Origin of the sequence: Neisseria sp. DTU_2021_1001991_1_SI_NGA_ILE_055 (assembly GCF_032342915.1) — a bacterium.
Classification (GTDB): Bacteria; Pseudomonadota; Gammaproteobacteria; order Burkholderiales; family Neisseriaceae; genus Neisseria.
Genome location: NZ_CP135440.1, coordinates 2,117,016 through 2,140,917 on the forward strand (window position 1 = coordinate 2,117,016; position 23,902 = coordinate 2,140,917).

At 45.6% G+C, this 23,902-nt stretch carries 23 protein-coding genes and 4 tRNA genes; 26 read left to right on the forward strand and 1 reads right to left on the reverse strand.

Annotated elements, in window-relative coordinates; all coding sequences use genetic code 11:
- Positions 1 to 62: 62 nt before the first annotated feature.
- Positions 63 to 758 carry a hypothetical protein gene (locus tag RRV97_RS09985; RefSeq protein WP_295863621.1) on the reverse strand — a complete coding sequence of 232 codons (696 nt, stop codon included), beginning with the start codon at positions 756 to 758 and terminating at the stop codon, positions 63 to 65.
- A gap of 257 nt (positions 759 to 1,015) precedes the next feature.
- On the opposite strand from RRV97_RS09985, the gene rsmD reads away from it, so the two are divergent.
- From rsmD to rplV, 26 genes are all read left to right on the forward strand, one after another.
- Complete coding sequence (rsmD, locus tag RRV97_RS09990; RefSeq protein WP_315611442.1) at positions 1,016 to 1,588, forward strand: 16S rRNA (guanine(966)-N(2))-methyltransferase RsmD; 573 nt, start codon at positions 1,016 to 1,018, stop codon at positions 1,586 to 1,588.
- 122 nt (positions 1,589 to 1,710) lie between these two features.
- A complete protein-coding gene (locus RRV97_RS09995; RefSeq protein ID WP_003679513.1) occupies positions 1,711 to 1,962 on the forward strand; it encodes a YfhL family 4Fe-4S dicluster ferredoxin in 252 nt (83 codons plus the stop codon).
- Positions 1,963 to 2,060: 98 nt separating this feature from the next.
- Positions 2,061 to 2,144: transfer RNA gene (locus tag RRV97_RS10000), tRNA-Tyr, on the forward strand.
- Between the two features lie 30 nt (positions 2,145 to 2,174).
- A tRNA-Gly gene (locus tag RRV97_RS10005) sits at positions 2,175 to 2,248 on the forward strand.
- A gap of 9 nt (positions 2,249 to 2,257) precedes the next feature.
- Positions 2,258 to 2,332 (forward strand) — tRNA-Thr (locus RRV97_RS10010).
- Between the two features lie 48 nt (positions 2,333 to 2,380).
- A complete protein-coding gene (tuf, locus tag RRV97_RS10015) occupies positions 2,381 to 3,565 on the forward strand; it encodes an elongation factor Tu (protein WP_003684779.1) in 1,185 nt (394 codons plus the stop codon).
- Between the two features lie 6 nt (positions 3,566 to 3,571).
- A tRNA-Trp gene (locus tag RRV97_RS10020) sits at positions 3,572 to 3,647 on the forward strand.
- A 133-nt stretch (positions 3,648 to 3,780) separates the two neighbouring features.
- Positions 3,781 to 4,056 (forward strand): preprotein translocase subunit SecE, encoded by a 276-nt coding sequence (gene secE / locus RRV97_RS10025; protein ID WP_003749256.1) that lies wholly within the window; start codon positions 3,781 to 3,783, stop codon positions 4,054 to 4,056.
- A 2-nt stretch (positions 4,057 to 4,058) separates the two neighbouring features.
- A complete protein-coding gene (gene nusG, locus RRV97_RS10030) occupies positions 4,059 to 4,592 on the forward strand; it encodes a transcription termination/antitermination protein NusG (RefSeq protein WP_003749258.1) in 534 nt (177 codons plus the stop codon).
- 105 nt (positions 4,593 to 4,697) lie between these two features.
- Complete coding sequence (rplK, locus tag RRV97_RS10035) at positions 4,698 to 5,132, forward strand: 50S ribosomal protein L11 (protein ID WP_002220151.1); 435 nt, start codon at positions 4,698 to 4,700, stop codon at positions 5,130 to 5,132.
- Positions 5,132 to 5,827, forward strand: a complete 696-nt coding sequence (gene rplA / locus RRV97_RS10040; protein ID WP_003749260.1) for a 50S ribosomal protein L1 — start codon at positions 5,132 to 5,134, stop codon at positions 5,825 to 5,827. Before rplK ends, rplA begins: the two co-directional genes overlap by 1 nt.
- A 223-nt stretch (positions 5,828 to 6,050) precedes the next feature.
- Positions 6,051 to 6,551, forward strand: a complete 501-nt coding sequence (gene rplJ / locus RRV97_RS10045; RefSeq protein ID WP_049323748.1) for a 50S ribosomal protein L10 — start codon at positions 6,051 to 6,053, stop codon at positions 6,549 to 6,551.
- 57 nt (positions 6,552 to 6,608) lie between these two features.
- Positions 6,609 to 6,980 (forward strand): 50S ribosomal protein L7/L12, encoded by a 372-nt coding sequence (gene rplL / locus RRV97_RS10050; protein WP_003677916.1) that lies wholly within the window; start codon positions 6,609 to 6,611, stop codon positions 6,978 to 6,980.
- 189 nt (positions 6,981 to 7,169) lie between these two features.
- Positions 7,170 to 11,348 carry a DNA-directed RNA polymerase subunit beta gene (gene rpoB, locus RRV97_RS10055; protein WP_315611443.1) on the forward strand — a complete coding sequence of 1,393 codons (4,179 nt, stop codon included), beginning with the start codon at positions 7,170 to 7,172 and terminating at the stop codon, positions 11,346 to 11,348.
- 155 nt (positions 11,349 to 11,503) lie between these two features.
- A complete protein-coding gene (gene rpoC / locus RRV97_RS10060; RefSeq protein ID WP_315611444.1) occupies positions 11,504 to 15,679 on the forward strand; it encodes a DNA-directed RNA polymerase subunit beta' in 4,176 nt (1,391 codons plus the stop codon).
- A gap of 252 nt (positions 15,680 to 15,931) precedes the next feature.
- Positions 15,932 to 16,303, forward strand: coding sequence for a 30S ribosomal protein S12 (gene rpsL / locus RRV97_RS10065; RefSeq protein ID WP_002218431.1), 372 nt, complete (start codon positions 15,932 to 15,934; stop codon positions 16,301 to 16,303).
- A gap of 117 nt (positions 16,304 to 16,420) precedes the next feature.
- Entirely contained in the window at positions 16,421 to 16,891 is a 471-nt protein-coding gene (rpsG, locus tag RRV97_RS10070; RefSeq protein ID WP_002240962.1) for a 30S ribosomal protein S7, read from the forward strand.
- An 18-nt stretch (positions 16,892 to 16,909) separates the two neighbouring features.
- Positions 16,910 to 19,015, forward strand: coding sequence for an elongation factor G (gene fusA / locus RRV97_RS10075; protein WP_036491326.1), 2,106 nt, complete (start codon positions 16,910 to 16,912; stop codon positions 19,013 to 19,015).
- A gap of 85 nt (positions 19,016 to 19,100) precedes the next feature.
- Complete coding sequence (gene tuf / locus RRV97_RS10080; protein WP_003684779.1) at positions 19,101 to 20,285, forward strand: elongation factor Tu; 1,185 nt, start codon at positions 19,101 to 19,103, stop codon at positions 20,283 to 20,285.
- A gap of 17 nt (positions 20,286 to 20,302) precedes the next feature.
- A complete protein-coding gene (gene rpsJ, locus RRV97_RS10085) occupies positions 20,303 to 20,614 on the forward strand; it encodes a 30S ribosomal protein S10 (protein ID WP_002642322.1) in 312 nt (103 codons plus the stop codon).
- Positions 20,615 to 20,863: 249 nt separating this feature from the next.
- Complete coding sequence (rplC, locus tag RRV97_RS10090; protein ID WP_003749272.1) at positions 20,864 to 21,508, forward strand: 50S ribosomal protein L3; 645 nt, start codon at positions 20,864 to 20,866, stop codon at positions 21,506 to 21,508.
- A complete protein-coding gene (gene rplD, locus RRV97_RS10095) occupies positions 21,508 to 22,128 on the forward strand; it encodes a 50S ribosomal protein L4 (RefSeq protein WP_003684798.1) in 621 nt (206 codons plus the stop codon). The genes rplC and rplD overlap by 1 nt, the downstream gene beginning before the upstream one ends.
- Positions 22,125 to 22,439 carry a 50S ribosomal protein L23 gene (rplW, locus tag RRV97_RS10100; RefSeq protein ID WP_003749274.1) on the forward strand — a complete coding sequence of 105 codons (315 nt, stop codon included), beginning with the start codon at positions 22,125 to 22,127 and terminating at the stop codon, positions 22,437 to 22,439. Before rplD ends, rplW begins: the two co-directional genes overlap by 4 nt.
- Before the next feature lie 5 nt (positions 22,440 to 22,444).
- Positions 22,445 to 23,278, forward strand: a complete 834-nt coding sequence (rplB, locus tag RRV97_RS10105) for a 50S ribosomal protein L2 (protein ID WP_003684813.1) — start codon at positions 22,445 to 22,447, stop codon at positions 23,276 to 23,278.
- A gap of 5 nt (positions 23,279 to 23,283) precedes the next feature.
- Positions 23,284 to 23,562 (forward strand): 30S ribosomal protein S19, encoded by a 279-nt coding sequence (gene rpsS / locus RRV97_RS10110; RefSeq protein WP_002215422.1) that lies wholly within the window; start codon positions 23,284 to 23,286, stop codon positions 23,560 to 23,562.
- Between the two features lie 8 nt (positions 23,563 to 23,570).
- Positions 23,571 to 23,900: a 50S ribosomal protein L22 gene (gene rplV / locus RRV97_RS10115; RefSeq protein WP_003749277.1), complete on the forward strand. Its 330-nt coding sequence runs from the start codon at positions 23,571 to 23,573 to the stop codon at positions 23,898 to 23,900.
- Positions 23,901 to 23,902: the final 2 nt, after the last annotated feature.

The following is a 23,902-nucleotide window of genomic DNA, read 5'->3' on the forward strand; positions in this document are numbered from 1 at the left end:
TTTAAAAGAGAAAAGGTCGTCTGAAAAATTTTCAGACGACCTTTTGCTTTTCTGTGATTGGTTTATTTGAATCCGCGTGTCGTTTTAAAGTCCGATAAAATACGGTTCATTTCTGGTTCAAATAAGGCTATGTAATCGTAAGATAGACCGCGGCTGGCACTGGGGTGAGGCAGGCAGACGACTTCGCAATTTTCAAACGATTGGAATCTGATTTTGAAACGTGTACCGCTAAAATCTTTTTGTACTACTCGGAGCGGTTGAGTTTGTTTTCCGACAAGCTGCTCGAAGCGCGGCAATACATTTGCGCAATTAAGATAATTTGTCAGGTTGCTTCCCATGAAGAGAATCAATTTAGGACGTAGTTTCTCAATGTGGTAGAGAAAATTATCGACGTGTTCGGGTTGGAGAAATTTGTTTGGATTGTCAATTTTGTTACCCTGAGTAGCTGCCCAGTTGGTTTGCACTAGGGATTTTTCAAAAGCACCGCCCAATCCATTTTCGTCTAAGGGGTGTCCCCACATTTCAAACCAATTTTTTATCGTATTGTCGTAACGCCACTTTTTTGCCTGCTCACCATAATAGAGGGATTTATTTGCAAATGTATGGTCGATTTTGTTTTCAGGGAGTTTGTATTCACCTGCTACATAAGCAACCTCATCGGCTTTACTCCAACCCCACTCATACCCACAAATCATTAAACCATGTTTGTCGTTGTAACCTTGGAATATACTGTTACTGAGATTCAGGTCTGACATGATAATAACCTTATATAAACATTTCACAGAGAAATACTCATTATAAATAAGTAAATGTAATTTATCTAGTTTAAGTTTAAAACGCACTTCACGGTGAAACATAGTTCAGTATTTCATGTCGTCAAATTCAAACTGAAAAGGTCGTCTGAAAAATTTTCAGACGACCTTTTGTCTCTAAAAGCAGAGATCGAAATACGGTTTGATAGCAGTTTCACTATATAATTGAGGCCGTCTGAAAACTTGGCATCTTTTAAAAAATTATGGCAAATAACAAACATTCCAAACACACCAATCAAGTACGCATCATTGGCGGGCAATGTAGGGGACGAAAGTTAACTTTTCTGTCCGCAGATGGTTTGCGTCCGACACCTGACAGCGTGCGTGAAAAATTGTTTAACTGGTTGGGTCAGGATTTAACCGGCAAAACGGTATTGGATTTATTCAGCGGCAGTGGTGCTTTGGGAATGGAGGCTGCTTCTCGTAATGCAAAAAAAGTGGTAATGGTCGATAACGACCGCCAAACTGTTCAAACGCTTCAGAAAAATATTCGTGAATTAGGTTTGAAACAGGCAGAAATCGAGTGTTCAGACGGCATGATTTATCTGACAAGGCCGTCTGAAAAATTTGATGTCGTATTTCTTGATCCGCCGTTTGCATGGGAAGATTGGCAAAATCTGTTTATCCGATTGCAAAGCCACTTGAAAAATGGGGCAATGGTCTATATTGAAGCAGGGAAGTTGCCTGAAAAACCGGATTGGCTGGAAACTTATCGGGAAGGAAAGGCGGGAATGAGTAAGTTTGAATTGTTGCTCTATTCGCAAGTTGCTGAATAGTATGGAATTTGAGAATCATTCCCAAGGTGTAAAACATTCTTTCAAACGGATTGTTCCGACGTCATTTGTGCTATAATCCGCGCCCAATCGGTTTTGATAATTTAAGAAAAAAGGAAATAGAAATGTCGCTCTTTATTACAGATGAGTGCATTAACTGCGATGTGTGCGAGCCGGAATGCCCTAATGATGCCATTTCGCAAGGTGAAGAAATTTACGAAATCAATCCAAATTTGTGTACGCAATGTGTGGGCCATTACGATGAGCCGCAGTGCCAACAGGTATGTCCTGTCGACTGTATCTTGATCGATGAAGAACATCCTGAAACGCACGAAGAACTGATGGCCAAGTACGAAAAAATCATTCAGTTTAAGTAAATAATGTTTAAAAGCAAAAACTTGGATATTTTTAAAGAAATAAGTGAAAAAAAATCTTGACGGAAATCTGAGTTGCAAATAAACTAACGTTCTCTTTTGGAGGGATTCCCGAGCGGTCAAAGGGGGCAGACTGTAAATCTGTTGCGTAAGCTTCGAAGGTTCGAATCCTTCTCCCTCCACCAAAATTCTTACTTGGAGCAAATAGTGAGTATGCGGGTGTAGCTCAATGGTAGAGCAGAAGCCTTCCAAGCTTACGGTGAGGGTTCGATTCCCTTCACCCGCTCCAAACAATTTCGCCCATGTAGCTCAGGGGTAGAGCACTCCCTTGGTAAGGGAGAGGTCGGCAGTTCAAATCTGCCCATGGGCACCATCTCATTATTACCCTTTCTTTCAAAAGCTTAGATTATAGGATATTGCCATGGCTAAGGAAAAATTTGAACGTAGCAAACCGCACGTAAACGTTGGTACTATCGGTCACGTTGACCATGGTAAAACCACTCTGACTGCTGCATTGACTACTATTTTGGCTAAAAAATTCGGTGGCGCTGCAAAAGCTTACGACCAAATCGATAATGCTCCTGAAGAAAAAGCCCGCGGTATTACCATTAATACCTCTCACGTAGAATACGAAACCGAAACCCGCCACTACGCACACGTAGACTGCCCGGGCCACGCCGACTACGTTAAAAACATGATTACCGGTGCTGCCCAAATGGACGGCGCTATCTTGGTATGTTCCGCAGCCGACGGTCCTATGCCGCAAACTCGCGAACACATTCTGTTGGCCCGTCAAGTAGGCGTACCTTACATCATCGTGTTCATGAATAAATGCGACATGGTTGACGATGCCGAGCTGTTGGAACTGGTTGAAATGGAAATCCGTGACCTGCTGTCAAGCTACGACTTCCCAGGCGACGATTGCCCAATCGTACAAGGTTCTGCATTGAAAGCTTTGGAAGGTGATGCTGCTTACGAAGAAAAAATCTTCGAACTGGCTGCTGCTTTGGACAGCTACATCCCAACACCTGAGCGTGCTGTGGACAAACCTTTCTTGTTGCCTATCGAAGACGTATTCTCTATCTCTGGCCGTGGTACAGTAGTAACCGGTCGTGTAGAGCGCGGTATCATCCACGTTGGTGACGAGATCGAAATCGTAGGTCTGAAAGAAACCCAAAAAACCACTTGTACCGGCGTTGAAATGTTCCGCAAACTGCTGGACGAAGGTCAAGCAGGTGACAACGTAGGCGTATTACTGCGTGGTACTAAACGTGAAGACGTAGAGCGTGGTCAAGTATTGGCTAAACCGGGTACCATCACTCCTCACACCAAATTCAAAGCAGAAGTATACGTACTGAGCAAAGAAGAGGGTGGCCGTCACACTCCATTCTTCGCTAACTACCGTCCACAATTCTACTTCCGTACTACCGACGTAACTGGTGCAGTTACTTTGGAAGAAGGCGTAGAAATGGTAATGCCGGGTGAGAACGTAACCATTACTGTAGAACTGATTGCACCTATCGCTATGGAAGAAGGTCTGCGCTTTGCGATTCGCGAAGGTGGCCGTACCGTAGGTGCAGGTGTGGTTTCTTCTATCATCGCTTAAGTTTAGAGGCCAATAGCTCAATTGGTAGAGTATCGGTCTCCAAAACCGAGGGTTGGGGGTTCGAGACCCTCTTGGCCTGCCAAATAAAAAATTAACCGGCCTTGTGCCGGTTAATTTTTTTGTACTTAAGTTTTAAGATTATCTAGAATTAATTATATGGATCAATGCTGCTATCTAAAATGGATGGTGGGTGGGGCATTGATAAGTGAGTAAAGATGACAGAACATTCGTCTGGACACAAAGAAGGCCATCAGAAAAAGGAAGTGGTGGTAAGTAGTAAGCCAGCTCCTGAAAAGAAAGAAGGTCTGTTTGCATATTTTAAGAGCTCTTGGACCGAGTTCAAGAAGGTGGTTTGGCCGAGTCGGGATGAAGCGGTCAAAATGACTGTATTTGTAATTATCTTTGTTGCGATTTTGGCAGCCTTCATTTATGTGGCAGATACAATTATTTCATGGTTGTTTTTTGATGTTTTATTAAATAGGAAAGGGTAAAGATGTCAAAGCGTTGGTATGTGGTGCAGGCCTATTCCGGTTTTGAAAAAAATGTCCAAAAAACATTGAAAGAGCGTATTGCTCGTGAAAACATGGAAGATTATTTCGGTCAGATTCTTGTGCCCGTCGAGGAAGTAGTAGATATCAAGAATGGTCGAAAAACCATCAGTGAGCGTAAATTCTATCCAGGCTATGTATTGGTCGAAATGGAAATGACTGATGACTCGTGGCATTTGGTTAAGAGCACTCCTCGAGTAAATGGTTTTGTAGGCGGTAGTGGAAATCGCCCGATCCCAATTTCTCAAAAAGATGCGGATGCTATTTTGCAACAAGCTAAGACAGGTGTTGAGAAGCCAAAACCAAAAGTTGAGTTTGAAGTTGGTCAGCAAGTTCGAGTAAACGAAGGCCCATTTGCTGATTTCAACGGTATTGTTGATGAAGTTAATTACGAACGTAATAGACTGCGTGTTTCAGTTCAGATTTTTGGTCGTGAAACACCGGTTGAATTAGAGTTCGGTCAGGTTGAAAAGATTTAAGTGGTTTAATTCGCTTGAAAATTTTTTTTTAAGCGGATATAATCGCGAATTCTGTTTGGGAAGCGGAATGGTTCCGCGTTATACCCGTTTTTAGGAGTCCTTTAAGTGGCAAAGAAAATTATCGGCTACATTAAACTGCAAATTCCTGCAGGTAAAGCCAATCCATCTCCCCCAGTAGGTCCAGCTTTGGGTCAACGTGGTTTGAACATTATGGAATTCTGTAAAGCATTTAATGCTGCAACCCAAGGTATGGAGCCTGGTTTGCCAATTCCAGTCGTGATTACTGCATTTGCAGATAAATCATTCACATTTGTGATGAAAACTCCACCAGCTTCTATTTTGTTGAAAAAAGCTGCTGGTCTGCAAAAAGGTAGTTCTAATCCTCTGACTAACAAAGTCGGTAAATTGACCCGTGCTCAGTTGGAAGAAATTGCTAAAACTAAAGAGCCTGATTTAACTGCTGCTGATTTGGATGCGGCTGTTCGTACTATCGCAGGTTCTGCTCGCTCAATGGGCTTGGACGTGGAGGGTGTTGTATAATGGCTAAAGTATCTAAACGCTTGAAAGCTCTTCGCTCTTCTGTTGAAGCTAACAAACTGTACGCAATCGACGAAGCAATTGCTTTGGTTAAAAAAGCTGCTACCGCTAAATTTGACGAGTCTGTTGACGTATCTTTCAACTTGGGCGTTGATCCTCGTAAATCTGACCAAGTTATTCGTGGTTCAGTCGTTCTGCCTAAAGGTACCGGTAAAACAACTCGCGTAGCTGTATTTACACAAGGTGCAAATGCAGAAGCTGCTAAAGAAGCGGGTGCAGATATCGTTGGTTTTGAAGATCTGGCCGCTGAAATCAAAGCTGGTAACCTGAACTTTGACGTTGTTATTGCTTCTCCTGATGCAATGCGTATCGTTGGTCAATTGGGTACCATCTTGGGTCCTCGTGGCCTGATGCCAAACCCTAAAGTAGGTACTGTTACTCCTAACGTTGCTGAAGCAGTTAAAAATGCAAAAGCAGGTCAAGTACAATACCGTACAGATAAAGCCGGTATCGTTCATGCAACTATCGGTCGTGCTTCTTTCGCTGAAGCTGACTTGAAAGAAAACTTCAATGCGTTACTGGATGCTATCGTTAAAGCCAAACCTGCTGCTGCTAAAGGTCAGTACCTGAAAAAAGTTGCTGTATCCAGCACTATGGGTTTGGGTGTTCGCGTTGATACTGCAAGCGTGAACAACTAAGAAATTTTCAGGTGATCCGGCTTTCTGGATTGCCTGAATTTGGGCTACTTAAAATTAAGTAGATGTCCAAGACCGTAGGGATCGTAAGATTTAATCGTAACTGCCCTACGCAGACGGTAGTCCTGAAACACATTGCAAGATTGCTTGTAAGATGTCTTTTTAGGTTACCGCGCTGGTGGGATATCATTTCGGTATCCTGTTTATAAACAGTGGGAGGTAGACCTTGAGTCTCAATATTGAAACCAAGAAAGTGGCCGTAGAGGAAATTAGCGCAGCAATTGCTAACGCTCAAACTCTCGTAGTCGCTGAATATCGCGGTATCAGTGTTTCCAGCATGACTGAGCTTCGTGCGAATGCACGTAAAGAAGGCGTTTACTTGCGTGTTCTGAAAAATACTCTGGCTCGTCGCGCAGTAGAGGGTACTTCATTCGCAGCTTTGGCCGATCAAATGGTTGGTCCATTGGTTTATGCTGCTTCTGAAGATGCTGTTGCTGCTGCTAAAGTGCTGCACCAATTCGCGAAAAAAGATGACAAAATCATCGTCAAAGCCGGTTCTTACAATGGCGAAGTGATGAATCCTGCTCAGGTTGCTGAGTTGGCTTCTATTCCAAGCCGCGAAGAGCTGTTGTCCAAACTGTTGTTCGTTATGCAAGCTCCTGTATCAGGCTTTGCACGTGGTTTGGCTGCTTTGGCAGAGAAAAAAGCCGGCGAAGAAGCCGCTTAATCGATTTTGTTTCATTTAATCAATTATTTTTTAATACAATATTTGGAGTAAAATAGCATGGCTATTACTAAAGAAGACATTTTGGAAGCCGTTGGTTCTTTGACCGTAATGGAATTGAACGACTTGGTTAAAGCTTTTGAAGAGAAATTTGGCGTTTCTGCTGCTGCTGTTGCAGTTGCAGGTCCTGCAGGTGCTGGTGCAGCTGCTGCTGAAGAAAAAACTGAATTTGACGTAGTATTGGCTTCTGCCGGTGATCAAAAAGTTGGCGTGATTAAAGTTGTCCGCGCTATCACTGGCTTGGGTCTGAAAGAAGCTAAAGACATCGTTGACGGTGCACCTAAAACTCTGAAAGAAGGTGTTTCTAAAGCTGAAGCTGAAGACATCCAAAAACAACTGGAAGAAGCCGGCGCTAAAGTCGAAATCAAATAATTTGATGCTTCCTATGAAGGCTGGCAGTTTTCTGCCAGCCTTATTTTGCTTCTTAAAATAAGCATCAGGTATTGTTTACATTTATTTGCATAGTCTTTATAAAATCATTGCAAATAAATGTAAATATTAGATTGATGCATGCCGTTGTTTCAGACGGCCTATTATTTAAAATTGCTTTTCGGAGTGTATATGAGCTATTCGTTTACCGAGAAAAAACGTATCCGTAAGAGTTTTGCAAAGCGAGAGAATGTCTTGGATGTTCCTTTCCTGCTGGCAACCCAAATTGATTCTTATGCGAAATTTTTGCAGCTGGAAAACGCTTTTGACCAACGTACTGATGATGGTCTGCAAGCAGCATTCAATTCTATTTTTCCGATTGTGAGCCATAATGGTTATGCACGATTGGAGTTTGTGCATTACACATTGGGCGAACCTTTGTTCGATATTCCTGAATGTCAATTGCGCGGTATTACTTATGCGGCTCCATTGCGTGCACGTATCCGTTTGGTGATTTTGGATAAAGAAGCGTCTAAACCGACTGTAAAAGAAGTTCGTGAAAACGAAGTATATATGGGTGAAATTCCGTTGATGACGCCAAGTGGCTCTTTTGTCATCAATGGTACAGAGCGTGTAATTGTTTCCCAGTTGCACCGTTCTCCAGGTGTGTTCTTTGAGCATGACCGTGGTAAAACTCATTCTTCTGGTAAGCTGTTGTTCTCTGCCCGCATTATTCCTTACCGTGGTTCATGGTTGGATTTTGAATTTGATCCAAAAGATTTGCTGTATTTCCGTATCGACCGTCGCCGTAAAATGCCGGTTACGATTTTGTTGAAAGCTTTGGGCTACAACAATGAACAAATCTTGGATATTTTCTACGATAAAGAAACTTTCTATTTGTCTTCAAACGGTGTTCAAACAGATCTGGTTGCAAGCCGTCTGAAAGGCGAAACTGCCAAAGTTGATATCTTGGATAAAGAAGGCAATGTATTGGTTGCCAAAGGTAAACGTATTACTGCGAAAAATATCCGTGATATTACCAATGCAGGCTTGACTCGACTGGATGTGGAACCAGAAAGCCTGTTGGGTAAAGCATTGGCTACTGATCTGATTGATCCGGAAACCGGAGAAGTATTGGCTTCTGCTAACGATGAAATCACAGAAGATCTGTTGGCCAAACTTGATATTAACGGCGTAAAAGAAATTACTACCCTGTATATCAATGAATTGGACCAAGGCGGTTATATTTCCAGCACTCTGCGTACAGATGAAACTGCCGACCAACAAGCTGCGCGTGTAGCAATTTACCGCATGATGCGTCCTGGCGAACCCCCTACCGAAGAAGCTGTCGAGCAGCTCTTCAACCGTTTATTCTTCAGTGAAGACAGCTATGACTTGTCTCGTGTAGGCCGTATGAAATTCAATACGCGCACATACGAGCAAAAATTGTCTGAAGCACAACAAAACTCTTGGTATGGCCGTCTGTTGAATGAGACTTTGGCCGGCGCAGCTGAAAAAGGCGGTTACGTTCTGAGCGTAGAAGACATTGTAGTTTCCATTGCCACATTGGTTGAATTGCGTAATGGTCATGGCGAAGTAGATGATATTGACCATTTGGGCAACCGTCGCGTTCGTTCCGTAGGCGAGTTGACAGAAAACCAATTCCGCAGTGGTTTGGCTCGTGTAGAACGTGCCGTTAAAGAACGTTTGAATCAAGCGGAATCTGAGAACTTGATGCCGCATGACCTGATTAATGCGAAACCTGTTTCTGCTGCGATTAAAGAATTCTTCGGTTCTAGCCAATTGAGCCAGTTTATGGATCAGACCAACCCATTGTCTGAAGTAACCCATAAACGCCGTGTATCTGCGTTGGGCCCGGGTGGTTTGACTCGCGAACGTGCAGGCTTTGAGGTGCGAGACGTACATCCGACCCACTATGGCCGTGTATGTCCTATTGAAACACCTGAAGGTCCGAACATTGGTTTGATCAACTCATTGTCCGTTTATGCGCGCACCAATGATTATGGCTTCTTGGAAACACCTTACCGTCGCGTTGTTAATGGTAAGGTAACTGAAGAAATCGATTACTTGTCTGCCATCGAAGAAGGTCGCTATGTGATTGCACAGGCGAATGCTGATTTGGACAAAGACGGCAATTTGATTGGCGATTTAGTTACTTGTCGTGAAAAAGGCGAAACCATTATGGCAACGCCTGACCGTGTACAATATATGGACGTGGCAACCGGTCAAGTGGTATCCGTAGCGGCATCCCTGATTCCGTTCTTGGAACACGATGATGCGAACCGTGCATTGATGGGTGCCAACATGCAACGTCAGGCCGTACCTTGCCTGCGCCCTGAAAAACCGATGGTTGGTACCGGTATTGAGCGTTCCGTTGCCGTTGACTCTGCTACTGCAATCGTTGCCCGCCGCGGCGGTGTGGTTGAGTATGTAGATGCCAACCGTGTGGTGATTCGTGTCCATGATGATGAGGCGACTGCCGGTGAAGTAGGTGTCGATATTTACAACCTGGTTAAATTTACCCGTTCCAACCAATCTACCAACATCAACCAACGTCCGGCTGTCAAAGCAGGCGATGTTTTGCAACGCGGCGATTTGATTGCCGACGGTGCATCCACCGATTTGGGCGAATTGGCTCTGGGTCAAAACATGACCATCGCCTTTATGCCGTGGAACGGTTACAACTACGAAGACTCGATTCTGATTTCTGAAAAAGTAGCTGCAGACGACCGCTATACTTCGATTCACATTGAGGAATTGAACGTTGTTGCCCGCGATACCAAGCTGGGTGCGGAAGACATTACCCGCGATATTCCGAACTTGTCTGAGCGTATGCAAAACCGTTTGGATGAATCCGGTATTGTTTACATTGGTGCGGAAGTAGAAGCTGGTGACGTCTTGGTAGGTAAAGTAACGCCTAAAGGCGAAACCCAACTGACTCCTGAAGAAAAACTGCTGCGTGCCATCTTCGGTGAAAAAGCATCTGACGTAAAAGATACTTCATTGCGTATGCCTACCGGTATGAGCGGTACCGTTATCGACGTTCAAGTCTTTACCCGTGAAGGTATCCAACGCGACAAACGTGCTCAATCCATTATTGATTCTGAGCTGAAACGTTACCGTCAAGACTTGAGCGACCAGTTGCGTATTTTTGATAACGATGCATTTGACCGTATTGAGCGCATGATTGTCGGCCAAAAAGCCAACGGTGGCCCGATGAAGCTGGCTAAAGGCAGCGAGATTACTACTGAATATCTGGCAAGCCTGTCCAGCAAACATGATTGGTTCGATATCCGCCTGTCTGACGAAGATTTGGCCAAACAGTTGGAACTGATTAAATTAAGCCTGCAACAAAAACGCGAAGAAGCGGACGAGTTGTATGAGATTAAGAAGAAAAAACTGACTCAAGGCGATGAGCTGCAACCGGGCGTACAAAAAATGGTGAAAGTATTTATCGCCATCAAACGCCGTCTGCAAGCCGGTGACAAAATGGCGGGTCGCCACGGTAACAAAGGTGTGGTATCACGCATTCTGCCGGTGGAAGACATGCCTTACATGGCTGACGGACGTCCGGTGGACATCGTACTGAACCCGTTGGGCGTACCTTCCCGTATGAACATCGGTCAGATTTTGGAAGTTCACTTGGGTTGGGCGGCAAAAGGTATCGGCGAGCGCATCGACCGTATGCTGAAAGAGCAACGCAAAGCCAGCGAGCTGCGCGAGTTCTTGAACAAACTCTACAACAGCAGCGGTAAGAAAGAAGATTTAGACAGCCTGACAGATGAAGAAATCATTGAATTGGCTTCTAACTTGCGTAAAGGCGCATCTTTCGCTTCCCCAGTATTTGACGGTGCGAAAGAGTCTGAAATTCGCGAAATGTTGAACTTGGCTTATCCAAGCGATGATCCAGAAGTTGAAAAATTGGGCTTTAACGACAGCAAAACCCAAATCACGCTGTATGACGGACGCTCTGGCGAACCGTTTGACCGAAAGGTAACAGTCGGTGTGATGCACTATCTGAAACTGCACCACTTGGTTGATGAAAAAATGCACGCCCGTTCTACCGGTCCGTACAGTCTGGTTACCCAACAACCTCTGGGCGGTAAAGCCCAGTTCGGTGGCCAACGTTTCGGTGAGATGGAGGTTTGGGCACTGGAAGCATACGGTGCAGCATACACGTTGCAAGAGATGCTGACAGTGAAGTCGGACGATGTGAACGGTCGTACCAAAATGTACGAAAACATCGTCAAAGGCGAACACAAAATCGATGCCGGTATGCCTGAATCCTTCAACGTATTGGTTAAAGAGATTCGCTCACTGGGCTTGGATATCGATTTGGAACGCTACTAAACAGAAGTTTTCAGACGGCCTTTTAAGGTCGTCTAAAAAAGCGGTTTCAGAATAAGAATAAAGCAATCGGCATTTAGGCCGTCTGAAATCAAAAGTACCGTTTCCAATATCGAAAATCCGCCACGCGGTAAAAATACTTCCTTCAAGGAGCAAAAATGAATTTGTTGAACTTATTTAATCCGTTGCAAACCGCCGGCATGGAAGAAGAGTTTGATGCCATCAAAATCGGTATTGCCTCTCCCGAAACCATCCGCTCATGGTCTTATGGCGAAGTTAAAAAACCTGAAACCATCAACTACCGTACGTTCAAACCAGAGCGCGACGGTTTGTTCTGCGCCAAAATCTTTGGCCCGGTCAAAGACTATGAATGTTTGTGCGGTAAGTACAAACGCTTGAAATTTAAAGGCGTAACCTGTGAAAAATGTGGCGTGGAAGTGACCCTGTCCAAAGTGCGCCGCGAACGCATGGGCCATATCGAATTGGCTGCACCTGTTGCCCACATCTGGTTCTTAAAATCCCTGCCTTCCCGCCTGGGTATGGTATTGGACATGACGTTGCGTGATATCGAACGCGTATTGTACTTTGAAGCATTCGTGGTGACCGATCCCGGCATGACTCCGTTGCAACGCCGTCAATTGCTGACTGAAGACGATTACTACAATAAGCTGGATGAATACGGCGACGACTTTGATGCCAAAATGGGTGCGGAAGGTATCCGTGAATTGCTGCGCACCTTGGATATTGCCGGCGAGATCGAAATCCTGCGTCAAGAGCTGGAATCTACCGGTTCTGACACCAAAATTAAAAAAATTGCCAAACGCTTGAAAGTGTTGGAAGCCTTCCATCGTTCCGGTATGAAACTGGAATGGATGATTATGGATGTGCTGCCGGTATTGCCACCTGATTTGCGTCCTTTGGTTCCATTGGATGGCGGCCGTTTTGCCACTTCCGATTTGAACGATTTGTACCGTCGCGTCATCAACCGTAACAACCGTCTGAAACGTCTGTTGGAACTGCATGCGCCTGACATCATCGTCCGCAACGAAAAACGTATGTTGCAAGAAGCAGTTGACTCGCTGTTGGATAACGGCCGTCGCGGTAAAGCCATGACCGGTGCCAACAAACGTCCGCTGAAATCGTTGGCCGACATGATTAAAGGTAAGGGCGGTCGTTTCCGTCAAAACCTGCTGGGTAAACGTGTGGACTACTCCGGTCGTTCCGTGATTACCGTAGGCCCATACCTGCGTTTGCACCAATGCGGTCTGCCGAAGAAAATGGCTTTGGAACTGTTCAAACCGTTCATTTTCCACAAATTGGAAAAACAAGGTTTGGCCTCAACCGTTAAAGCAGCGAAAAAATTGGTAGAACAAGAAGTACCGGAAGTATGGGACATCTTGGAAGAAGTGATCCGCGAACATCCGATTATGCTGAACCGTGCGCCAACCCTGCACCGTTTGGGTATTCAAGCGTTTGAACCCATCCTGATTGAAGGTAAAGCGATTCAGTTGCACCCATTGGTATGTGCCGCATTTAACGCCGACTTTGACGGTGACCAAATGGCCGTGCACGTTCCATTGAGCTTGGAAGCACAAATGGAAGCGCGCACTTTGATGCTGGCTTCAAACAACGTATTGTCTCCAGCTAACGGCGAACCAATCATTGTACCTTCCCAAGACATCGTATTGGGTCTGTACTACATGACCCGCGACCGTATCAATGCCAAAGGCGAAGGCAGCCTGTTTGCCGATGTGAAAGAAGTACATCGTGCATACCATACCAAACAGGTTGAATTGGGTACGAAAATTACCGTACGCCTGCGCGAATGGGTGAAAAACGAAGCAGGTGAGTTTGAACCTGTTGTTAACCGTTACGAAACAACAGTCGGCCGTGCATTGTTGAGCGAAATCCTGCCTAAAGGCCTGCCGTTCGAGTACATCAACAAAGCGCTGAAGAAAAAAGAAATTTCTAAACTGATTAACGCATCATTCCGTTTGTGCGGCCTGCGTGAGACAGTTATTTTCGCCGACCACTTGATGTATACCGGTTTCGGTTTTGCGGCTAAAGGCGGTATTTCCATTGCTGTTGACGACATGGAAATTCCAAAAGAAAAAGCAGCCTTGTTGGCTGAAGCCAATGCCGAGGTTAAAGAAATCGAAGACCAATACCGTCAAGGTTTGGTCACCAACGGCGAACGCTACAACAAAGTAGTCGATATTTGGGGTCGTGCCGGCGATAAAATCGCTAAAGCGATGATGGACAACTTGTCCAAACAAAAAGTCATCGACCGTGACGGCAACGAAGTTGATCAAGAGTCCTTCAACTCTATTTACATGATGGCCGACTCTGGTGCCCGTGGTTCTGCGGCTCAGATTAAACAGTTGTCCGGTATGCGTGGTTTGATGGCCAAACCTGACGGCTCTATTATCGAAACGCCGATTACCTCTAACTTCCGCGAAGGTTTGACCGTATTGCAATACTTTATTGCGACCCACGGTGCGCGTAAAGGTTTGGCGGATACCGCGTTGAAAACCGCGAACTCCGGTTACCTGACCCGTCGTCTGGTAGACGTAACTCAAGACTTGGTCGTTGTTGAAGACGATTGCGGTACTTCAGACGGCTTTGTCATGAAAGCAGTAGTACAAGGCGGTGACGTAATTGAAGCGTTGCGCGATCGTATTTTGGGTCGTGTTACCGCGTCTGACGTTGTTGATCCATCAAGTGGCGAGACCTTAGTTGAAGCCGGTACGTTGTTGACTGAAAAACTGGTGGATATGATTGACCAATCCGGTGTCGATGAAGTCAAAGTCCGTACTCCGATTACTTGTAAAACCCGCCATGGCTTGTGTGCACACTGTTACGGTCGCGACTTGGCGCGCGGTAAACTGGTTAACGCCGGTGAGGCAGTAGGTGTCATTGCTGCACAATCTATTGGCGAACCAGGTACTCAGCTGACCATGCGTACGTTCCACATCGGTGGTGCGGCATCTCGTGCGGCTGCTGCCAGCCAAGTGGAAGCCAAATCCAACGGTACAGCTCGTTTCAGCAGCCAAATGCGTTACGTTGCCAACAACAAAGGCGAATTGGTTGTCATTGGCCGCTCTTGTGAAGTTGTGATTCACGATGAAATCGGCCGTGAGCGTGAACGCCACAAAGTACCTTACGGTGCAATCCTGTTGGTACAAGACGGCGAAGCCATTAAAGCCGGTCAAACTTTGGCAACTTGGGATCCGCATACCCGTCCGATGATTACCGAACATGCAGGTTTGGTGAAATTCGAAAACGTAGAAGAGGGTGTAACCGTTGCGAAACAGACCGATGATGTAACCGGTTTGTCTACTTTGGTGGTCATCGACGGCAAACGTCGTTCCTCCGGTGCTTCTAAGCTGTTGCGTCCGACTGTCAAATTGTTGGATGAAAATGGTTTGGAAATCTGTATCCCAGGCACGACTACGCCGGTTTCTATGGCGTTCCCGGTCGGTGCAGTGATTACTGTCCGTGAAGGTCAGGAAGTCGGTAAGGGTGATGTGCTGGCGCGTATTCCTCAAGCGTCTTCTAAAACCCGCGATATTACCGGTGGTTTGCCGCGCGTTGCTGAGTTGTTTGAAGCACGCGTGCCGAAAGATGCCGGCATGTTGGCTGAAATTACCGGTACCGTTTCCTTCGGTAAAGAAACCAAAGGTAAACAGCGTCTGATTATTACCGACGTAGACGGTGTAGCATACGAAACGCTGATTTCTAAAGAGAAACAGATTTTGGTACACGACGGTCAAGTGGTAAACCGCGGTGAAACCATTGTGGACGGTGCCGTAGATCCGCACGACATTCTGCGCCTTCAAGGTATCGAAGCATTGGCTCGCTACATTGTTCAAGAGGTACAAGAGGTTTACCGCCTGCAAGGTGTGAAGATTTCCGATAAACACATCGAAGTCATCATCCGCCAAATGCTGCGCCGTGTGAACATTGTGGATGCTGGTGATACAGAGTTTATTACCGGTGAACAAGTCGAGCGTAGCGATGTGATGCTTGCCAATGAGAAAGCCATCGCTGAAGGCAAAGAGCCGGCACGTTATGAAAATGTGTTGTTGGGTATTACCAAAGCTTCCTTGTCTACCGACAGCTTCATTTCTGCTGCATCGTTCCAAGAAACAACCCGCGTCTTGACCGAGGCCGCTATCATGGGCAAACAAGACGAGCTGCGCGGTTTGAAAGAGAACGTGATTGTCGGTCGATTGATTCCTGCCGGTACAGGTTTGACCTACCACCGTAGCCGTCACCAACAATGGCAGCAAGCCGATCAAGAAACTTCTGAAATCGAAGCTTCAGACGAATAATCCGGAAGGATTTTCGTGAAAATAAAACCGCAAGCCAGTTTTGCAGTTTTATTTTATAGAGGGCTTAAATAGGGTAGAGAGCGAGGCCGTCTGAATCTTTCAGACGGCCATTGCTTCCAAAATTTTAAAGATGAATAGAAAAACACTAAACTTTATCAGTCATTTGCTTGACTAAACCCTTGCAATAAAAATATAATTCCAATCTTGTCGACATGGTGTCGGCAAGTATTTAACTCAACAGGACGAGAAAATATGCCAACTATTAACCAATTGGTACGCAAAGGCCGTCAAAAGCCCGTGTACGTAAACAAAGTGCCTGCACTGGAAGCTTGCCCGCAAAAACGCGGCGTATGCACCCGTGTATACACAACTACCCCTAAAAAACCTAACTCTGCATTGCGTAAAGTATGTAAAGTTCGCCTGACCAACGGTTTTGAAGTCATTTCATACATCGGTGGTGAAGGCCACAACCTGCAAGAGCACAGCGTCGTATTGATCCGCGGCGGTCGTGTAAAAGACTTGCCAGGTGTACGTTACCACACTGTACGCGGTTCTTTGGATACTGCAGGTGTTAAAGACCGTAAACAAGCCCGTTCTAAATACGGTGCTAAGCGTCCTAAATAATTATCGGGACTCAAATAGGCACGTCGGCCGCCTAAGCTGAACAACGGCCGAGTAAGTGAATACTTAATTGGGTATTCATGGGAATAGACCCAACTGAATAGACTAAAGGAAATTAAAATGCCAAGACGTAGAGAAGTCCCTAAGCGCGACGTACTGCCAGATCCAAAATTCGGCAGCGTTGAGCTGACTAAATTCATGAACGTATTGATGATTGACGGTAAAAAATCTGTTGCAGAGCGTATCGTTTACGGTGCGCTGGAGCAAATTGAGAAAAAAACCGGCAAAGTAGCAATCGAAGTATTTAACGAAGCCATTGCAAATGCCAAACCTATCGTGGAAGTGAAAAGCCGCCGTGTAGGTGGTGCAAACTACCAAGTTCCTGTTGAAGTTCGTCCTTCACGTCGTCTGGCTTTGGCAATGCGCTGGGTTCGCGATGCGGCCCGTAAACGTGGTGAGAAATCTATGGACCTGCGTTTGGCAGGTGAATTGATTGATGCGGCTGAAGGTCGTGGCGGTGCGTTGAAAAAACGTGAAGAAGTACACCGCATGGCTGAAGCTAACAAAGCATTCTCTCACTTCCGTTTCTAATATCGAAAGGCTAACAAAATGGCTCGTAAGACCCCTATCAGCCTGTATCGCAATATCGGTATTTCTGCCCATATTGACGCGGGTAAAACAACCACAACAGAACGTATTTTGTTCTATACAGGTTTGACTCACAAATTGGGCGAAGTGCATGACGGCGCAGCTACTACCGACTACATGGAACAAGAGCAAGAGCGTGGTATTACCATTACTTCTGCTGCTGTGACTTCTTATTGGTCCGGTATGGCGAAACAGTTCCCTGAGCACCGTTTCAACATCATCGACACCCCGGGACACGTTGACTTCACCGTAGAGGTAGAGCGTTCTATGCGTGTATTGGACGGCGCAGTAATGGTTTACTGTGCAGTAGGCGGTGTTCAACCTCAATCTGAAACCGTATGGCGTCAAGCTAACAAATACCAAGTACCTCGCTTGGCATTTGTAAACAAAATGGACCGTCAAGGTGCTAACTTCTTCCGCGTTGTTGAGCAAATGAAAACCCGTTTGCGCGCAAATCCTGTACCTATCGTGATTCCGGTTGGTGCGGAAGACAGCTTCAGCGGTGTTGTTGACCTGTTGAAAATGAAATCCATTATTTGGAATGAAGCCGATAAAGGTACAACCTTTACCTATGGCGATATTCCTGCTGAATTGGTTGAGACTGCCGAAGAATGGCGTCAAAACATGATTGAAGCCGCAGCAGAAGCCAGCGAAGAATTGATGGACAAATACTTGGGCGGTGATGAGCTGACTGAAGAAGAAATTGTAGGCGCATTGCGTCAACGTACTTTGGCCGGCGAAATTCAACCAATGTTGTGCGGTTCAGCATTCAAAAACAAAGGTGTTCAACGTATGTTGGACGCAGTTGTAGAATTGCTGCCTGCTCCTACCGACATTCCTCCAGTTCAAGGTGTTAACCCTAACACTGAAGAAGCTGACAGCCGTCAAGCCAGCGATGAAGAGAAATTCTCTGCGTTGGCATTCAAAATGTTGAACGACAAATACGTTGGTCAGCTGACTTTCATCCGCGTTTACTCTGGTGTGGTGAAATCCGGTGATACCGTATTGAACTCTGTAAAAGGTACTCGCGAACGTATCGGTCGCTTGGTGCAAATGACTGCTGCAGACCGTACTGAAATTGAAGAAGTACGTGCTGGCGACATCGCAGCCGCTATCGGTCTGAAAGACGTAACCACTGGTGAGACCTTGTGTGCAGAAAGTGCACCGATCATCTTGGAACGCATGGAATTCCCTGAGCCGGTAATTCACATTGCCGTTGAGCCGAAAACCAAAGCCGACCAGGAGAAAATGGGTATTGCCCTGAACCGTCTGGCGAAAGAAGACCCTTCCTTCCGCGTTCGTACAGACGAAGAATCCGGTCAAACCATTATTTCCGGTATGGGTGAGCTGCACTTGGAAATTATTGTTGACCGTATGAAACGCGAATTCGGCGTGGAAGCAAATATCGGTGCACCTCAAGTGGCTTACCGTGAAACCATCCGCAAAGAAGTTGAAGCTGAATACAAACACGCCAAACAATCTGGTGGTAAAGGTCAATACGGTCACGTTGTGATCAAAATGGAACCTATGGAACCAGGTGGTGCAGGCTACGAATTTATCGACGAAATTAAAGGTGGTGTGATTCCTCGCGAATTTATTCCGTCTGTCGATAAAGGTATTCGCGATACTTTGCCTAACGGTATCGTTGCCGGTTACCCAGTAGTTGATGTACGTGTACGTCTGATCTTCGGTTCTTCACACGACGTTGACTCCTCTCAACTGGCCTTCGAATTGGCTGCGTCTCAAGCTTTCAAAGAAGGTATGCGTAAAGCCAATCCAGCTCTGTTGGAACCAATCATGGCAGTTGAGGTGGAAACACCTGAAGAATACATGGGTGACGTAATGGGTGACTTGAACCGTCGCCGTGGTGTCGTATTGGGTATGGATGATGACGGTATCGGCGGTAAGAAAGTCCGTGCCGAAGTACCTCTGGCAGAAATGTTCGGTTACTCAACCGACCTGCGTTCTGCAACCCAAGGCCGTGCTACTTACTCCATGGAGTTCAAAAAATACGCTGAAGCTCCTGCTCACGTAGCTGCTGCTGTAACTGAAGCCCGTAAAGGCTAATCAGAAAAGGCCGTCTGAAACTGAAAATAAATTTTCAGACGGCCATTGTTCTTTAATCGATCTTTATATGTAAAGGAATTAGCTCATGGCTAAGGAAAAATTTGAACGTAGCAAACCGCACGTAAACGTTGGTACTATCGGTCACGTTGACCATGGTAAAACCACTCTGACTGCTGCATTGACTACTATTTTGGCTAAAAAATTCGGTGGCGCTGCAAAAGCTTACGACCAAATCGATAATGCTCCTGAAGAAAAAGCCCGCGGTATTACCATTAATACCTCTCACGTAGAATACGAAACCGAAACCCGCCACTACGCACACGTAGACTGCCCGGGCCACGCCGACTACGTTAAAAACATGATTACCGGTGCTGCCCAAATGGACGGCGCTATCTTGGTATGTTCCGCAGCCGACGGTCCTATGCCGCAAACTCGCGAACACATTCTGTTGGCCCGTCAAGTAGGCGTACCTTACATCATCGTGTTCATGAATAAATGCGACATGGTTGACGATGCCGAGCTGTTGGAACTGGTTGAAATGGAAATCCGTGACCTGCTGTCAAGCTACGACTTCCCAGGCGACGATTGCCCAATCGTACAAGGTTCTGCATTGAAAGCTTTGGAAGGTGATGCTGCTTACGAAGAAAAAATCTTCGAACTGGCTGCTGCTTTGGACAGCTACATCCCAACACCTGAGCGTGCTGTGGACAAACCTTTCTTGTTGCCTATCGAAGACGTATTCTCTATCTCTGGCCGTGGTACAGTAGTAACCGGTCGTGTAGAGCGCGGTATCATCCACGTTGGTGACGAGATCGAAATCGTAGGTCTGAAAGAAACCCAAAAAACCACTTGTACCGGCGTTGAAATGTTCCGCAAACTGCTGGACGAAGGTCAAGCAGGTGACAACGTAGGCGTATTACTGCGTGGTACTAAACGTGAAGACGTAGAGCGTGGTCAAGTATTGGCTAAACCGGGTACCATCACTCCTCACACCAAATTCAAAGCAGAAGTATACGTACTGAGCAAAGAAGAGGGTGGCCGTCACACTCCATTCTTCGCTAACTACCGTCCACAATTCTACTTCCGTACTACCGACGTAACTGGTGCAGTTACTTTGGAAGAAGGCGTAGAAATGGTAATGCCGGGTGAGAACGTAACCATTACTGTAGAACTGATTGCACCTATCGCTATGGAAGAAGGTCTGCGCTTTGCGATTCGCGAAGGTGGCCGTACCGTAGGTGCAGGTGTGGTTTCTTCTATCATCGCTTAATTGAGGGATATTGATAAATGGCAAACCAAAAAATCCGTATCCGCCTGAAAGCTTATGACTACAGTCTGATTGACCGTTCTGCACAAGAAATCGTTGAAACTGCTAAACGCACTGGTGCTGTTGTTAAAGGTCCGATTCCTTTGCCAACCAAAATCGAACGTTTCAACATTTTGCGTTCTCCTCACGTGAACAAAACTTCTCGTGAACAATTGGAAATCCGCACCCACTTGCGTCTGATGGACATTGTGGACTGGACTGATAAAACTACTGATGCACTGATGAAACTGGATCTTCCAGCAGGTGTAGATGTAGAAATTAAAGTTCAATAAGAACTGGAAAACCGAACAGCTTAGCTGTTCGGTTTTTTATAAAATTCTTAGGCCGTCTGAAAATTTCTGATATTTTGTAGTATTTGTCAGAAAAAAAGAGGGGCTTAAGAAGTTAAATTGAAATTTTTGTTGATATTTCTTTGAGTTGTCAATTATAATGGCGGACTTGGTACATTCGTATCAAGTTTAACTTTGTCTGAAAGGCAGGCCAATCGTAGCCCGCCCCTTTACTTAAAAAGGAAAATAATCATGACTTTAGGTCTGGTTGGACGCAAAGTTGGTATGACTCGCGTGTTCGACGAACAGGGTGTTTCTGTTCCGGTAACTGTTTTGGATATGTCTGCCAACCGCGTTACACAAGTAAAATCCAAAGATACTGACGGCTACACTGCTGTACAAGTTACCTTTGGTCAGAAAAAAGCTAATCGTGTCAACAAAGCTGAAGCTGGTCACTTTGCGAAAGCAGGTGTTGAAGCCGGCCGTGGTTTGGTTGAATTTGCTTTAACTGAAGAGAAGCTGGCTGAATTGAAAGCCGGTGATGAAATTACCGTTTCCATGTTTGAAGTTGGTCAATTAGTGGATGTAACCGGTACCTCTAAAGGTAAAGGTTTCTCTGGTACGATCAAACGTCACAACTTCGGTGCTCAACGTACTTCCCACGGTAACTCCCGTTCACACCGTGTTCCTGGTTCTATCGGTATGGCACAAGACCCTGGTCGAGTGTTCCCTGGTAAACGTATGGCAGGTCAATACGGTAACACTAAAGCAACTGTTCAAAAATTGGAAGTTGTACGTGTTGATGCTGAACGCCAACTCTTGTTGGTTAAAGGTGCTGTTCCGGGTTCGGTTAACAGCGACGTCGTGGTTCGTCCTAGCGTGAAAGTAGGTGCGTAATGGAATTGAAAGTAATTGACGCTAAAGGACAAGTATCTGGCAGCTTGGCTGTTTCTGATGCTTTGTTTGCTCGCGAATACAATGAAGCTCTGGTTCACCAACTGGTTACTGCTTATTTGGCAAATGCCCGTTCTGGTAACCGTGCTCAAAAAACTCGTGCCGAAGTAAATCACTCTACTAAAAAACCATGGCGCCAAAAAGGTACCGGCCGTGCTCGTTCCGGTATGACTTCTTCTCCGCTGTGGCGTAAAGGTGGTCGTGCATTCCCAAACAAACCTGACGAAAACTTTACTCAAAAAGTGAACCGTAAAATGTACCGTGCCGGTATGGCGACTATTCTGTCCCAATTGGCTCGTGACGAACGTTTGTTTGCAATCGAAGCATTGACTGCTGAAACTCCTAAAACCAAAGTTTTTGCCGAACAGGTAAAAAACTTGGGTTTGGAGCAAGTTTTGTTTGTAACTAAACAGCTCGACGAGAATGTTTACTTGGCTTCACGCAACTTGCCTAACGTATTGGTTTTGGAAGCCCAACAAGTTGATCCTTACAGCTTGCTGCGTTACAAAAAAGTCGTTATCACTAAAGATGCAGTTGCACAATTAGAGGAGCAATGGGTATGAATCAACAACGTTTGACTCAAGTAATCTTGGCACCTATCGTTTCTGAAAAAAGCAACGTATTGGCTGAAAAACGTAACCAAATGACGTTTAAAGTTTTGGCAAATGCAACCAAACCTGAAATTAAAGCAGCAGTTGAGTTGTTGTTCGGTGTTCAAGTTGCAGACGTTACTACTGTTACCATTAAAGGTAAAATTAAACGTTTTGGTCGCACTTTAGGTCGTCGCAGCGATGTTAAAAAGGCTTACGTAAGCCTGGCTGCCGGTCAAGAGTTGGATTTGGAAGCCGCTGCTGCAGCTGCAGATAAGGAATAAACAAAATGGCAATCGTTAAAATGAAGCCGACCTCTGCAGGCCGTCGCGGCATGGTTCGCGTGGTAACAGAAGGTTTGCACAAAGGTGCACCTTATGCACCTCTGCTGGAAAAGAAAAATTCTACTGCCGGTCGTAACAACAATGGTCATATCACTACCCGCCATAAAGGTGGTGGTCATAAACACCATTACCGTGTTGTAGATTTTAAACGTAACAAAGACGGTATCCCTGCAAAAGTAGAGCGTATCGAGTATGACCCTAACCGTACTGCATTTATCGCGCTGTTGTGCTATGCAGATGGTGAACGTCGCTACATCATTGCTCCTCGTGGTATTCAAGCCGGCGCAGTATTGGTTTCCGGTGCTGAAGCTGCTATCAAAGTAGGTAACACTCTGCCGATTCGCAATATTCCAGTTGGTACAACTATTCACTGTATCGAAATGAAACCAGGTAAAGGTGCACAAATTGCCCGTTCGGCTGGTGCTTCTGCGGTATTGCTTGCAAAAGAAGGTGCTTACGCTCAAGTTCGTTTGCGTTCTGGTGAAGTACGCAAAATTAGCGTAAATTGCCGTGCAACTATCGGTGAGGTTGGTAACGAAGAACAAAGCCTGAAAAAAATTGGTAAAGCTGGTGCTAACCGCTGGCGTGGTATTCGTCCGACCGTTCGTGGTGTTGTCATGAACCCTGTCGATCACCCACATGGTGGTGGTGAAGGTCGTACTGGTGAAGCTCGCGAACCGGTTAGCCCATGGGGTACTCCTGCTAAGGGCTACCGCACTCGTAATAACAAACGCACGGATAACATGATTGTTCGTCGTCGTTACTCAAATAAAGGTTAATTAGTATGGCTCGTTCATTAAAAAAAGGCCCATATGTAGACCTGCATTTGCTGAAAAAAGTAGATGCTGCTCGTGCAAGCAACGACAAACGCCCAATTAAAACTTGGTCACGTCGTTCTACCATTTTGCCTGATTTCATTGGTCTGACTATCGCTGTGCACAACGGTCGCACTCACGTGCCTGTGTTTATCAGTGACAACATGGTTGGTCATAAATTAGGTGAGTTCTCATTGACCCGTACCTTTAAAGGCCACTTGGCCGATAAAAAGGCTAAAAAGAAATAAGGTGAATCATGAGAGTAAGTGCACAACATAAAAATGCCCGTATTTCAGCTCAAAAAGCTCGTTTGGTAGCTGATTTGATTCGTGGTAAAGACGTTGCCCAAGCTTTGAATATCTTGGCATTCAGCCCTAAAAAAGGTGCTGAGCTGATTAAAAAAGTATTGGAATCAGCAATCGCCAATGCCGAGCATAACAATGGTGCTGACATTGACGAACTGAAAGTGGTAACTATCTTTGTTGACAAAGGCCCAAGCTTGAAACGTTTCCAAGCTCGTGCCAAAGGTCGCGGTAACCGCATCGAGAAACAAACTTGTCATATTAATGTGACAGTGGGCAACTAAGG